The sequence below is a fragment of the Bradyrhizobium sp. SZCCHNR1051 genome (assembly GCF_032489615.1).
GTDB lineage: Bacteria > Pseudomonadota > Alphaproteobacteria > Rhizobiales > Xanthobacteraceae > Bradyrhizobium.
Genome location: NZ_JAUEYJ010000033.1, coordinates 1 through 12,989, shown reverse-complemented (window position 1 = coordinate 12,989; position 12,989 = coordinate 1). Strand labels below are relative to the sequence as shown.

At 61.2% G+C, this 12,989-nt stretch carries 13 protein-coding genes; 9 read left to right on the top strand and 4 right to left on the bottom strand.

What is annotated here, in order from left to right:
• Nucleotides 1–2 precede the first annotated feature (2 nt).
• The 4 genes from QW868_RS30935 to QW868_RS30920 are packed head-to-tail and all read left to right on the top strand — an operon-like array spanning nt 3 to nt 4,335.
• A complete protein-coding gene (locus tag QW868_RS30935; RefSeq protein WP_316232336.1) occupies nt 3–1,220 on the top strand; it encodes a nucleotidyltransferase in 1,218 nt (405 codons plus the stop codon).
• Nucleotides 1,217–2,941, top strand: a complete 1,725-nt coding sequence (locus QW868_RS30930; protein ID WP_316232335.1) for a ThiF family adenylyltransferase — start codon at nt 1,217–1,219, stop codon at nt 2,939–2,941. The genes QW868_RS30935 and QW868_RS30930 overlap by 4 nt, the downstream gene beginning before the upstream one ends.
• Complete coding sequence (locus QW868_RS30925) at nt 2,916–3,374, top strand: Mov34/MPN/PAD-1 family protein (RefSeq protein WP_316232334.1); 459 nt, start codon at nt 2,916–2,918, stop codon at nt 3,372–3,374. The genes QW868_RS30930 and QW868_RS30925 overlap by 26 nt, the downstream gene beginning before the upstream one ends.
• A 7-nt stretch (nt 3,375–3,381) precedes the next feature.
• A complete protein-coding gene (locus QW868_RS30920) occupies nt 3,382–4,335 on the top strand; it encodes a restriction endonuclease (protein WP_316232333.1) in 954 nt (317 codons plus the stop codon).
• 323 nt (nt 4,336–4,658) lie between these two features.
• Here QW868_RS30920 and QW868_RS30915 read toward each other — a convergent pair whose 3' ends face one another.
• A complete protein-coding gene (locus QW868_RS30915) occupies nt 4,659–5,672 on the bottom strand; it encodes a PIN domain-containing protein (RefSeq protein ID WP_316232332.1) in 1,014 nt (337 codons plus the stop codon).
• Between the two features lie 125 nt (nt 5,673–5,797).
• Nucleotides 5,798–6,037 (bottom strand): helix-turn-helix transcriptional regulator, encoded by a 240-nt coding sequence (locus QW868_RS30910; RefSeq protein ID WP_316232331.1) that lies wholly within the window; start codon nt 6,035–6,037, stop codon nt 5,798–5,800.
• 245 nt (nt 6,038–6,282) lie between these two features.
• On the opposite strand from QW868_RS30910, the gene QW868_RS30905 reads away from it, so the two are divergent.
• A complete protein-coding gene (locus QW868_RS30905; RefSeq protein WP_316232330.1) occupies nt 6,283–6,549 on the top strand; it encodes a hypothetical protein in 267 nt (88 codons plus the stop codon).
• Nucleotides 6,550–6,695: 146 nt separating this feature from the next.
• Here QW868_RS30905 and QW868_RS30900 read toward each other — a convergent pair whose 3' ends face one another.
• Nucleotides 6,696–6,911, bottom strand: a complete 216-nt coding sequence (locus tag QW868_RS30900; protein WP_316232329.1) for an AlpA family transcriptional regulator — start codon at nt 6,909–6,911, stop codon at nt 6,696–6,698.
• A 128-nt stretch (nt 6,912–7,039) separates the two neighbouring features.
• Nucleotides 7,040–10,051, bottom strand: coding sequence for a Ti-type conjugative transfer relaxase TraA (gene traA, locus QW868_RS30895; protein WP_316232328.1), 3,012 nt, complete (start codon nt 10,049–10,051; stop codon nt 7,040–7,042).
• A gap of 170 nt (nt 10,052–10,221) precedes the next feature.
• On the opposite strand from traA, the gene QW868_RS30890 reads away from it, so the two are divergent.
• The 4 genes from QW868_RS30890 to QW868_RS30875 all read left to right on the top strand — a co-directional run bounded on the left by QW868_RS30890 (nt 10,222) and on the right by QW868_RS30875 (nt 12,824).
• The gene (locus QW868_RS30890) at nt 10,222–10,548 is read left to right on the top strand and encodes a conjugal transfer protein TraD (protein WP_316232327.1); all 327 of its coding nucleotides are present in this window, start codon (nt 10,222–10,224) and stop codon (nt 10,546–10,548) included.
• A 1-nt stretch (nt 10,549) separates the two neighbouring features.
• On the top strand, nt 10,550–10,795 hold the full coding sequence (locus QW868_RS30885; RefSeq protein ID WP_316232326.1) for a conjugal transfer protein TraD: 246 nt from the start codon (nt 10,550–10,552) through the stop codon (nt 10,793–10,795).
• Between the two features lie 682 nt (nt 10,796–11,477).
• On the top strand, nt 11,478–12,371 hold the full coding sequence (locus QW868_RS30880; RefSeq protein ID WP_316232325.1) for a restriction endonuclease: 894 nt from the start codon (nt 11,478–11,480) through the stop codon (nt 12,369–12,371).
• Nucleotides 12,372–12,707: 336 nt separating this feature from the next.
• Nucleotides 12,708–12,824 carry an abortive infection family protein gene (locus tag QW868_RS30875; RefSeq protein WP_316232324.1) on the top strand — a complete coding sequence of 39 codons (117 nt, stop codon included), beginning with the start codon at nt 12,708–12,710 and terminating at the stop codon, nt 12,822–12,824.
• The last annotated feature ends 165 nt before the right edge of the window (nt 12,825–12,989 follow it).

Here is a 12,989-nt window from a genome sequence, read left to right as displayed (position 1 = left end):
CGGTGGACCAGCAGAGTCTGACCCGCGAGAGCGAGGAATTCCTGGAAGATCTTGCCGAGGAACTCAGCGTGCCACCCAGCCGCTACGAGCAGGCGGAGAGAAGCTACAACTCGCTCGGGGAGTGGCTGCATCGTGACGCGTCAAGCGTGCGGCAATATGGCCCGAAGGTTTACGTCCAGGGGTCTTTTCGGCTTGGCACTACGATCCGACCCTCTAACGAGGCGGAAGAGTACGACATCGACTCCGTCTGCGAATTTCAGAAGCTGGCTAAGGCGTCATTGACGCAGGAGCAACTGAAGTTCCTGCTCGGCGCAGAGATCGAGGCGTATCGCAAAGCGCAAAGCATGAACAAACCGCTGCGCGAGGGCCGTCGTTGTTGGGTTCTTGATTATGCCGACGGCGCCCAGTTCCACATGGACGTGGTGCCTTCGGTTCCCAATGGTCAAGGCGCCCGCATCCTCCTGGAAACTCGTGGCCTCGATGCGCGCTGGACCGCCACGGCGATCGCCATCACCGACAATGAATGCCCGACCTACACTGCCGTCACGGAGGATTGGCCGCGATCGAATCCCAAAGGCTACAGCGAGTGGTTCAAAAGCCGAATGGCGGCCGTTCTCGAACGGCGCAAGCGCATGCTGGCCGAGAGCACACGCGCCAGCGTCGAGGAGATTCCCGACTACAAGGTGCGCACGCCTTTGCAGGCAGCAATCATGATCCTGAAGCGCCACCGCGATCACAGTTTCGAGCAACGCAAAGAGGAACGGCCTATATCGGTGATCATCACCACCCTGGCGGCACATTCCTACAATGGCGAGGAGACGATCGGCCAGGCGCTGGTCGCGATCCTGACCGGCATGGACAAGCACATCCTCTGGCAGAACAACCAGTATTGGATTCCGAACCCGACCGACCCCTTAGAAAATTTCGCCGATAAATGGGCAGATCATCCTGAGCGGGCCAAGGCGTTTTTCGAGTGGCTGCAGAAGGCCAGGACAGAATTCGGGCAAGCCGCCCGTTCGAGCGATAGAAGCCTGATCACCGAAACTGTGGGCCGCGGGGTCGGCGGTTCGCTGGCCGATCGCGCGGCGCGCCGCCGCCAGCCGTTGGCACGCCCCACGCTGCTGAAAACTGCATCGGCGGCTCCGGCCAGCGCAGGTCTCTCCTTTCCGGACAGGAGCCGTGTCCCGACCAAGCCTCAGGGGTTCGGCGGCTCGGAATGATTTGGTGGCTCGAAAATTCGACACGAGCGCGGTCCGAGCGCCAGAGCGTCGCTGATCTCGCCGAGCGCGTGAACTGGCTCAGAGGCGTGCGCTGGTATCTCTCGGACGGCGCTGCGCTTGTCGTCGACTTCGAGATCGACCACGACGGCGAGAGCGTTCCGCTAACGATGACCTATGCTGAATTCCACCCCAATGCTCCGCCCATCGTTGTCCCCCGGGATGGTAGTCGCCTCTCGAGCCACCAATACGGGCCCGGAGGAAATCTCTGCCTGGAATATCGCGCCGACAACTGGGAGGCAGCGATCACCGGGGCGATGATGATCGAGAGTGCACATCGGTTGATCGCCGGTGAGCGCGATGTCGACGGTCCCGAACTGCCTTCGGCACATTACGTCTCCATTGGCCAAAGCGTCCGGGGCTCGCCCTTCCGATTCCTGGTGACGCCGCCGCTCGACGAGCGCCTGAAGGCGATCGAACCTGGCCAATCCGTCGAGATCGGCGTCGCGGAAAAGTACGACGCCGAAACCTTCACCGTAACCGTTGCAGAGATCGATGGCGCCACGGATGTGCGCGCCTGGCCAGCCGGAATTCGCGAGACGACGAAGCGCGGCCACGCCATTCGACTACCGGTGGGCACAAGGATGCCGACGGCGGCACAGGACAGCATCGCGGGCTTGCTCGGTGATCTCGGCCTTGCGACGCTCCGCGAGCAGGTGCTCGCCGCGACCGGCGAGATGGACCTGGTGATGGTCTCCCAGACCGAGATCGCGCACTTCTACGCCTATGATGGCAACCAGAAGCGCCACTTCGGTCGCTCGCGAACCCTTAAGGTCGGCGTCGGTAGCCGGCTTCGGGATGACTATGCCGTCCTTGCCGGGAAAAGCGTCGCCATCGTCGGATGCGGCTCCATGGGGTCCAAGGTCGCCGCGATGCTGACGCGCGCAGGCATACGCCAGTTCACGCTCGTCGATGATGACGTTCTATTCTTGGCGAACATCGTGCGAAACGAGCTCGGCGCCGTCGCAATCGGCGCTCACAAGGTCGACGCGCTCCGCGCTCGCCTTATCGAGATTGCGGGAACGATCGACATCACGGTGCGACGCGTCGCGTTGGGCGGCCAGGAGAGCGCGGATACTACGGACTCGGTAATGTCCGCGCTGCGAGCCTGCGACGTCATCATCGACGCGACCGCCGACGCGCACTGCTTCAACTTTTGCGCCGCCGTCGCGAAGGAGAGTCTGAAGCCGCTCGTCTGGGGCGAGGTGTTCGCCGGCGGCATCGGCGGCCTAGTGGCGCGCGTTCGATCAGGTCACGAGCCGGAACCTCAGACGGCCCGCAATCAAATCAATGCCTGGTGCGATGCGCACGGCGTTCCCGCGCCGCTCGCCGGCTTCGCAGCGCCTTACGCAGCGGCGGCCGGCGATGGAGCCGCGCTCGTCGCGGACGACGCCGAGGTCACCATCATCGCGGGACACCTGGCGCGATTGGCGACGGACGTCCTCATCCGCCCGGACGAAAGCACATTTCCGGTGCCGGCCTATGCGATCGGCCTGCGCAGGGCTTGGATTTTCTCCGAGCCGTTCGAGACTTGGCCTATTCGACTCGCCGGCTCCGAACCGTGGAAGATCGAACAAGATTCCGCCTCTGTCGCCGAGAGCCTTGCACTGCTTCGTGAACTCTTACCTTCTGCCTTCGATGGTCACGATCAGTCTTCCAAGTGACCAGCGGGCCCGCTTTCGCACATGCCTAAGACGTGCCGGAAGGCGCGAGATCGGTGGCATCCTCATGGGCGAGCAAGTCGCACCAGACCATTTTCGGATCGTCGACTTTTCAATTGATGAGACAACCGGAACGGACGCACATTTCGTCCGCAGCCCTGACCATCACGCACAGGCCCTCGAAGGCTTTTTTCGAAGGACGGGATCCGATTTCAGACGCTTCAATTATCTCGGTGAATGGCATTCCCATCCGAGCTTTCCAGTCCGACCCAGCCAGGAGGACATGATGTCCATGCAAAGCTTAGTCAATTGCGAGCGAGACATCGACTTCTCCGCCCTGGTCATCGTCAGATTGGGATGGTTTTCCCGGCTTGAAGCCGCAGCGTTTATGTTCGTCCGACACCGTCCGTCAAGCCACGTCACGCTCACCAGATAGGCGCGGCATGAGCAAACTCTATCAAGCGTTGGCTCTTCTGGAGCGTTTTGAGCGGGGTGAATTCATTCAGCCGTCAGAGGCAGAGAGCCTGCTTGTAGGAATATTCGAAGCTTGCGGCTATCCCGTCTCAGAAAAAGGCTTTATTGGATCGGGAAACGCATTGCTTGAAGTTGATTGCTTCATCCGCGCAATGGTCGACGGCAGCTCTAAGGTGATCGCGATCGAGGTAAAAGCCGGATCGAGGCAGGCCGGCATCGATTCTATTCAGCAGGCTTTCAATTTGAAGGCCAACGGCCCGTTCGACCGTGCGATGATCGTATCGCGCCTTGGCTTTTCAGCGGATGCCCTCCAGCATGCGGATATGATCGGTCTCGGAGAAATCGATCTCTTCGGACCTGAGCACCTTCGCAACTGGATCGCCAAACAGGCCGAACCGCAGGAAGTGGTTTCGAAATGCGAAACCATTGTGCGTCGTGCGATGCGGGAATTGGCCCAGACCGTTGCCCAGCATCCCGATGAACTGCCGAGAATCGAATGGCGGGACCTTGAACGACTGTTGGGCGAGGTATTCGACGGCATCGGCTTCGATACAAAAGTCACCCGCTCTGGCAAGGACGGAGGGTTTGATCTTGAACTGACCGCGATGGAGGGGGGCAAGAAGCAGGTTTATCTCGTGGAAGTGAAGCATTGGAGCGAGCAGAAACCGGGAATGTCGCACGTTAGGAAGCTCGTCCGGATCACAGCCTCCCGGCAGGCGACTGCCAGCTTGCTGCTGTCCACCAGCGGGTTCACAAGACCGGTCTATAGCGGAATCACGGAGTTCACGATTCCCGTGTGCCTCGGTGGGCGCGAAAAGATCATCTCTCTGTGTCGCACCTACTACCGCTTGAGCAGTGCTCTTTGGCTGGAAGATACGAGTCTCCAGGAGACTCTTCTGTCCGGCACCCTCGGGCGAAGATAGAAGATGAACGTCAATGCGCGACTATCCATATCCAACGGCATCAACGCGATCAAAGGGGGGCGACTACCAGGCGACGGTAACCTTGGATTCCCTGTTCGACCATTTTGACGGTAAGGGCCAGTCTGCCCGCGTGCGCCCCGGAGGCGCATGAGGATGTTGACCTCACCTGCCTCGTCCGTCTCGCTTGTCGAGTTTCCGTCGAGGCGCAGCCAGATAGAATTCAAGATCGCTTGCTCCATCCCTTGGGTTGACCCGTGACGGGAATATACGGCTTGCCTGTGAGATTGCGTCCCCGATCCCGACGTCGGTGCGGTGCTCAACCGTTAGAGGATGCGCACCCGCTCTGGACCGTTCTTATCCTCGGAGGTAGAGAAATGCATGGCGCTGCCCCAAGAATGACCAATGCGTTGCGACCAGCCCTTAATCTCGATCCCCGAAACGGCATTTTTGTTCGGATCGAAGTCGCACTCGCCTCTCAGGGTCAGAAGTGCTTTTTCGTCTTCGCCGGTCGTCCCGGCCGGACCGACGCGATTGAGTTCGAAATATAAGTCAAAGTACACTGCGATTAGAGCCTCCTTTGGCGTCGCATATCCCTTGATCCGTCTGGCCAATGCTCGGCCCAATTCGAACGGCCCTCGTTCGGTTGCAATGGCGCGAGCAGACGGAGTGACCGACTCGATTATGGATACTCCGATGGCTTGTTCGTCGATCGCGACAACGGTATCGCCGAGAGCGGTCAGCAATTCCTGAACGGTCGGATGAATGATGACCTCCACTCCGTGTCGCTCGACCTCGCTTCGCAAAGCCTTGGCCAATCCGTTCACATGTTTCCTACCGTCATAGAATGCGTGGTCTAAGGTAACGAGGTGCACCGTGCGATCTTTTGCGAGCGACAATGCCGATTCCCAAATGCAGCAGTCCCGGAACTGCTCGTTGTTTTCTCCGCACGGGGGCGTCTTGTCGATTATCCGCGACAATGCCGTTTTTGCTTGCTCGAACGTAAAGGGAATACGCTCGATAGAGCCCGAAAGCTGCTTCCAACGAGCAGCGACTCCGTCGCAGACTGCTCTAGGAGAGGGGCCGCTGACGGTCATCTGACTTCCCGACAGCTGATTCAGCAAAGTCATGTCTCGTCGAATATTCTGGACCGCTCGACGGGCCAACTCTGGCATGACGCGATCGACTTCGCGCTCAACGATCTCCGGAAGGGCCAACGTGGCCTTGGCGCCAACGATAGCATATAGCAGGGCATTGCCCAGCGAGGACCGTAGCAGGCGTTCCTCAATCCAGACATTGGCATCAAGTAAAACCGTGAATGGGGACGCCTTCTTCTCCATGGCCGGTCCTTGGAGGGTTCGAAAAAACTAATGGGCCAAGCGTGGTCAATAGGTTCTGTACCGCAGCCAGCCTTAGCTGAGGAGCTCTCGTTCACCCAGGGCTCAGAAAAGGAAAAAACACGCAGCTAACCGCCCGCTTTTCGAGACCCGGCAGCAATTAGGCGCTCTGGGGTCGTATGCAGTGCGGTGGCTAGGCGCGCAAGGACGACGATGGTCATATTCCGCTTTCCCCGTTCGACCTGGGAGATGTAAGTGCGATCGAGACCTGCCTCGAAAGCAAGTTCCTCCTGAGACCAATTCAATGCCTTTCGCGCTCTTCGCACGTTCGCGGCGACTATCCCCACAATTGCCGATTCATCCACCATAGCGGACAAATCGAAAAGAATGTAGACTATCGGTCTACGGACTATGAATCCCATTTCCGCTTGCCGCATTGTAGACGATAGTCTACATTGGGAGTGAAGCTTTCGACCCTTGACCAAATAGTCGACAAACGTCACGCGAAATATGGGGCAGTACTATGCCGGCTCGCGGCAACGTCGGAGATGGTTCGGACACCAGCCGGTCTTCTTCGCGGCCACGCGAGAGACATGCCTTTGATGATCGAGTAATGGCCGTCACCGCTATCGATTTTTGCGGCCACGTACTAACGGTAGTCAGTCAATCGGACGTGACCCGGGGATCCACGCGGACGGCCGACTTCATGCCGTTCATGACCATCATGTTCGGAGGGCCTCTGGGTCAGATGACGTGGAAAGCCGACACATGGGCGAACTGCCTTCGAAACCACGAAACGGCGGTCTGCAAGCTGATCGAATCGATCTCCTCAGAAGGCCGCGGGCTGAACGGTCAAGCAAATGGTTCAATCCGCTGGTGAGGATTGCATCGGCCAAGCTGCCTACCACCGCCGATTAACGACGGAAGGAACGACACAGCTTAGCCCGATTAATGGCCACCGGGCGCAGCGGAAAATTTGGCGCTGATCTGTTTCGTCTGCACCACAACCTCGAGCTGCTGCGCTCGCTACCGGACATCATCGAACCCGCCTGCCGGACGCCAGGAGACCGGATCTCTGATCCACCGGCTAATCTCGGATTCATGCCAGCCCGTCCCGTTGACGCTGATCTTAATTTGAGCCGGAAAGGTACCCTCCGCGATCTTGCGGTATATGGTGGAACGAGACAGCCCGGTCCTGGCGAGGACGGTCTTTAAGCGGATGATACGGTCTGGTCCGCGCATGGCTGCTCTGCCTCTTGCTAGCAGCTTCTGACTGCTGCTGATCCAGACAGAACAAGCCGTTGCAGGCGCGCAAGAGCGCTTTTCGTGTCGTAGCAGCGTCGCGTAGACGCGACGGAAAATGGGCGAAGTTAACGTTCGAGGCCGCGGCCTCTTCCAAGGTCGATTCCGTGCGCGAAGGCCAATTCGTGGCCGAGTCGGCGGCCTGATTCGAACGCGATGCCGAGCTCCCGCTTGCGATTGGCGAGCACGGACTCCAATTGCGGGTCGCGGTCGAGGCCTTTGACTAAATCGCCCATCGCCGAGCGCGTCGCTCTATAGCCGGACATGTCGCCGGCCTGATACTGACGCTGGCTGGTGTGGTCGAGTCTTTGCCAGCGCTCCACGAAACGGTCGGCGCGGCGGCTCGGATCGATGCGCAGTTCGCTTTCGAGCTGGAGCGCGCGTATGGCGCGGTTGAGGCGTCCGCCAGCTGCCTCGCGGGCCAGCTCCGGGTTCTGCTTGTAGGCGGCTTCGGCGTCGTGCGAGCCAAAGGGCCGCACCTCCTCGAAGGCCTGCCGGGCCTTCTGCAGCTCTTTGGCCTGGTCCGGACTTGCTCTGCCGCCTGTCGCCTGCGCCGTGAAGACAGCATCCACGGCGCGGGCATGGCGCACCAGCGCCTGGGTCCGCACGCGACGCAGTTTTTCATCTGCCTCTTCCGCCACCTTCCTGTCCGGCGTTGCGGCTGCGCGCCGTTCGGCTCCCGTATCACTCCTTTCCCATTCCGACGCTTCCCGCTCCGACCTCCGTCCGCCATCCCGGTCGGATACCTCTCCACGAACGCGCAGGCCGTCGAACATCTCGCGTAGCTTCTCCGGCACGATCTTGCGCACAATCTCCGCCACGCGCTCGCGGATTGTGATCCCGCGCCGTTCGGCATAGCTCTGGACCGGATCGGCACGATCATAATCCGAGGCCATGTCCTTGGCCCGATCCCGCGACAGGGCGCGGGTGAGCCGGTCCGCATGGGAAAAATCGTCGCGACCATAATGCAGGTCCACGCCGTCGCGGTGCCGCGACAGGGCGACATAGCTAGTGTGAGCATCCATGCCGCCCGTTGCGAGCACATGGACGCGGTCGACTGTCATGCCCTGGGCCTTGTGGATTGTCGCGGCATAGCCATGGTCGATCCGGTTATAATCCTTGAGGTCGAAGCGCATGGATCGACCATCGTCGGTCTGCACAGTCATGGATTGCGGACTGACCAGCTCGACGGTTCCGAGCGTGCCGTTCTTGACGCCAAGGCCGCGCTTGTTCTGCAAAAACATGATGCGGTCCCCGCTGGCAAAGGTTCTCGCGCCGCGCTCGACTGTCACGCGCACCTCGGGCCCCAGGTCGCCGGCGGCCCGCATCCGCTCGCGCGCTGTCTCGTTCAGCGCGCGGACCTCGTCATTGGTGTGGGTGAGGATGATTCGGCTCTGGTCCGGTGAGGCTTGCCGGTCGCGGTCCCAGCGCTCGATCAGATCGCTGCGCGCCTGCTCGCGGGTTGGGGCTTCATGCACCATGCCGTGAGCGCGGTAGGCTTCGAGCGCATGGCCGACTTTACCGGTCGCCAGATCGCGCGTGGCGTCCCGTTGCCAGTCCTCTCGCTGACGGCGGACTTCACCGATATCAGCGCCGCCGTGACGCGCATGGATCGACCGGAATGCCGCGCCCGCTTCGATCGCCTGCAGCTGTTGCGGATCGCCGACCAGCACCACCTTTGCGCCAGCCTCGGCCGCATGCGACAGCACGCGCTCGAGCTGCCGCGTACCGACCATGCCGGCCTCGTCGATGACAAGCACATCGCGCGAACTCAGCTCATCACGGCCCTGTTCCCAGCCGTGCTCCAGGCTGGCAATCGTGCGCGACGAAATGCCCGATCCGCTTTCGAGGTTTTCCGCGGCAATGCCGGACAGGGCCACGCCTCGGACCTCGAAGCCGGCCGCTTCCCAGGCGTCCCGCGCCACCCCCAGCATCGCGCTCTTTCCCGTCCCGGCATGGCCGACCACGACGCTGAGATCGCGTCCGTCCGTGACATGCGCCAATGCCTCGGCCTGCTCACCTGAAAGCACCAAGCCGCGCGCTTCGGCCCGCGCCAAAGCGGCTGTGCGGTCCGCATCCCCGACCTCATGGCGCTCCCGTTCCGCCATCCGTTCAGCGGCGCGGTGCAGGCGCTGTTCCGCCTCGATCATTCCTCGGGTGGTGAACCGATCCTCGCCGCGGGCGTCCTTGCCGAGTTCGACCAGATCGGGCGTTCCCTGCATCGCGCCGACCACCTGGTTGAACTGGTCGAGCCCGTCACTGTGCCGGTGCGCGAACTTCGCCATGTCGCGGCGGGTGAAGGTTGATTGTTGCTGGGTAATCGCATCCAGCCCAATTGAGGGATCGGCGACAATCCGCGCGCCGTTGTTCCGCGCAATCTCGCGGTGCATCTCGGTGCGATCGGCCTGGCCGCTTTCGCCCGAGATGTCTCGAACCTCGATCCGTTTCGCCGGTGCGCCGATTTGGCTCTGTGGCTCCAACGCAATGCTTTGGGCTTCCAGACTGCGATGGTCGATCCGCGCATCGATATCGAGCTCGGCCAGTCGCTCGTTGGCGAGCTCGGCCCAGCGCCTCCGCCAGCGCTCGACCATCTCGGTGCGATTCCAGTCCCGCACCTTCTGGCCAAAACCATTCTCGTCGACCGCGCGCATCGTCAGCATAACATGGGCATGGGGCTTGGGCATGCCGTCCTCGGCCATGTCCCAATGCACATTGAGGTCTGCGATCATGCCAAGACCCACGAACTCACTCCGAACGAAGTCTCGAGCCAGCTCGATGCCTTGTCCCTCGGTCAGTTCGCGGGGAAGGGCGAACTCCACCTCGCGGGCAAGCTGGGCGTCCTTGCGGATTTCGTGTGCTTCGACATTATTCCAAAGCCGTTCGCGGTCTCCCCACGCCTCCGGCGCATTCTCCGGCAGTATCACCTCGGAATGGACGACGCCTCGCTTGGCGGAAAAATCCTGCTCACGGCCCAACCGCTCGTCACGCAGCCGCGAGGCCGACCGGTAGGCCGCCGATGCCACCGCACTGCTTCCGGCCTTCCGGCCAATGACCTTGACGTGAAGATGATAGATCGCCATCGCGATCAGAGCATCTACACAGCAAAGGGTACGTCGGCACGACGTATAAGCGCGCCCTCCCTCAAAAAAATCTCGGGAGGGATTACACCGTCTCAGCCCGTCCAGGTGATCCTACGGCATTGTCCCTGGTGCCCAGCTATCATTCTTCATGAAAACTAGTGGAGAAGACGATGCGCAAACCACGAGACTTTGATGCGGACCTGAAGGCACTCGAAGACAAGGCGCGCGGACTGAAAACTCGCAAGGTGCGCCAGCTCGGCGAACTGGTCGTCGCGACTGGAGCCGACACTCTCACCGCTGAAGAACTGGCCGGCGCGCTGCTTGTCGTGGCCGAGACAAAGGAAGCCGGAAAGAGGGAGGCATGGGCCAGGCGCGGCGCCGCGTTCTTTCAACGCCGGGCGCGGCGAACTGCGCCAGCAACTGATCGCAACATGGATGGCACTCCCGCGCAACCGAGCGGCGCGCAACCGGCGTCAGGCCGCAGAAGCGCGACATGACATGCGTACTTGGCAGGTGGAACGCCGCAAGCGCACGCGGCATCTCATCGAACTTGGTGGCCTCGTCGTCAAAGCTGGAATAGTCGAACTGACCGGCGATGATCGCGCTGTCATCTTTGGCGGGCTGCTTTGGATGGCCGAAAAGCTCCAAGGTGACCGGAGGGAACAGGCCCGGGAGTTCTGGGCTTCAAAGGGTAAGCAGGCGATGAGGGGGCATCCGGTGATGCAAGTAAGCAGAGATCGATGAAGCGCGACGACGACATATTAGCCAGCAATGCGACGAGTTGGCATCTAGTGGATATTCAGAATGGAAGGCGGCGCCGGTGAGCCCCGATGGCCGACCTAAAGTTTGGGATGATAGCCGAGATCAAGTTTAGCCTAGGCACGATGGACTGGGAGGCGGTCTTTCGCCGTCAGAAGGAGAGCCTGAAGCTTGATTGCCAGCCGCGTACGAACTTATTCGGTTTTCCGCCGATCTTAGGGGACGTCCATCGATCGGAGGGGACATCGTCGTTGTACCGGCCTGGCCCGTTCGAATTCGATGGTGGGTTGTTCGGATTCAGGGCAGGGTCGGAATCAGCTTGCGGTGTGTCGTTTCCCGTGCCGATGGAGCGCTATATGGTGCCAAGCAGGCTCAGCCCAAGCACGTCAGGCTTGTCGTTGAGCACGTTGACGCGACTGATATCGTGCCGACGCAGCACCTCCAATAACATCAGAGGCCGGGCTCGCTCTGCCGTCAGCGCTGACGGCCTGCCGGATGGTCTAACCACATTCTCCATGGAGGAGGACGCCGGTCCCGAAAACCTCCGGGGGGTCGTGGGCCCTGCGGCCGAGAAGAGCCATCCTTCTCGTGTGCTGCGGTGCCGAAAGGGACTCAACGGACGAATGGAGTCCCTCTATCATCGCCCAAGAATCATATGGGAGCGAACATGGCCAACTTATCGACGGTCGATATGAAGCTGATCGACAGTTTGTTCGGCATGTACGGCGGATATGTTCTCAATTTCAGCAACAAAACGTTTGCCTCCTTCTTCTCTCGCGACATCGGAATCGACATCTACGACGAAGCCTACGCGATCCACGGCGACTCCAAAGGCAAGCGGCTGTGGGGTTTCCTCGAGAGGGCGCAGCCCGCCGTTGTAGCCAAGGCGTTGGCAGCCCTGTGGGAAATCCGCGAGATCGAACGCGCGGAGCGCGGCGAAGACGAGGAGAAGGTGCCGAAGGCCCGCGAGAGACTGAGCGCACTCGTCGAAAGACTGGGCGGCGCTCCTCTGCCCGGAGGACCGTCGGCTGACCGGAATCAATTTTCGGAGCAGACCACCGGTCCCGCCCGCGCCGACCTGGATGCGCTGGACGCCGAATATAGGACACTGGTCGCGATGCAGGACGCGCCGCAGGCAAGAGGCTACGCTCTCGAACGGTTTCTGAAGCGATGGTTCGATGTGTGGGGGCTGGACGCGCATGCCTCGTTCCGCCTGACGGGCGAGCAGATCGACGGATCGTTCCAGCACGGCAGTGACACGTACCTTGTCGAGGCCAAGTGGCAGAACAAGCCGGTCGACGCGCAGATGCTGCACGGTTTCCAGGGGAAATTGCTTGAGCGGCCGGATTGGACCAGGGGACTATTCGTCAGCTACGGCGGATTCTCTGACGATGGCTTCGCTGCCTTCACGGCCCGCCGCCTGATCATGATGGACGGGGCCGACATCTTCTTCGCTCTCGAACGACGGCTGGACCTCGGCCGCATAATCGGCGCGAAGGCTCGGAGGCACAGCGAGAAGCGCCAACCCTTCGTCAGCGTGATTGATCTGTTTCCCGGTTGATCCGCTTGGCTCGCCGGCCGATCGCTCCGTGTCAGGCATATAGCAACAGGCCGGAGCTGGTCGAGCGTTCCGCCGGCTCAAGAAGGCGCGTGTGGGCCAATAACCGGACCCGACGTCACCCCGCGTCCAAGCGACAGCTTCCAGATCGATTTCGCCAGACGCTCCTATGCCCAAGCTCTACAGGATGCGCTCGGCATCGGTCAGCCGCTCCTTGCTTATCGAGTTCGGGCTTCCGTTGCCGCAGAAGAGGGGCATCCAAGGCCTCTACCAGGCGTCTACGACCCGCGCCGGCCTCACGCCGAGAAGGGCGGCGTTCCGGACGAGATCGCCGGCGACGTGGGCACAATCCTCAGCGGCCTCAACTCGGTGGTGAACGGTGTCGGCTCGCTGCGGACCCATGTCGGCGACGCGCACGGACGCGAACGCAGCTACCGCAGGATCGACGCCGCATAGCCAGACTCGCAACCCACGGCGCGAGCACCGCATCGCTCTTCCTGGCCGAGACTTGGCAGAAGCAGTCTCCGCCTAAACGGCTGAAGCCGCACTACTCTAGGGATCGCTGGACCGGACCCGACAGGCTTCAACAAGCAGACACTGTCAGAAACCAGCAATCAAGAG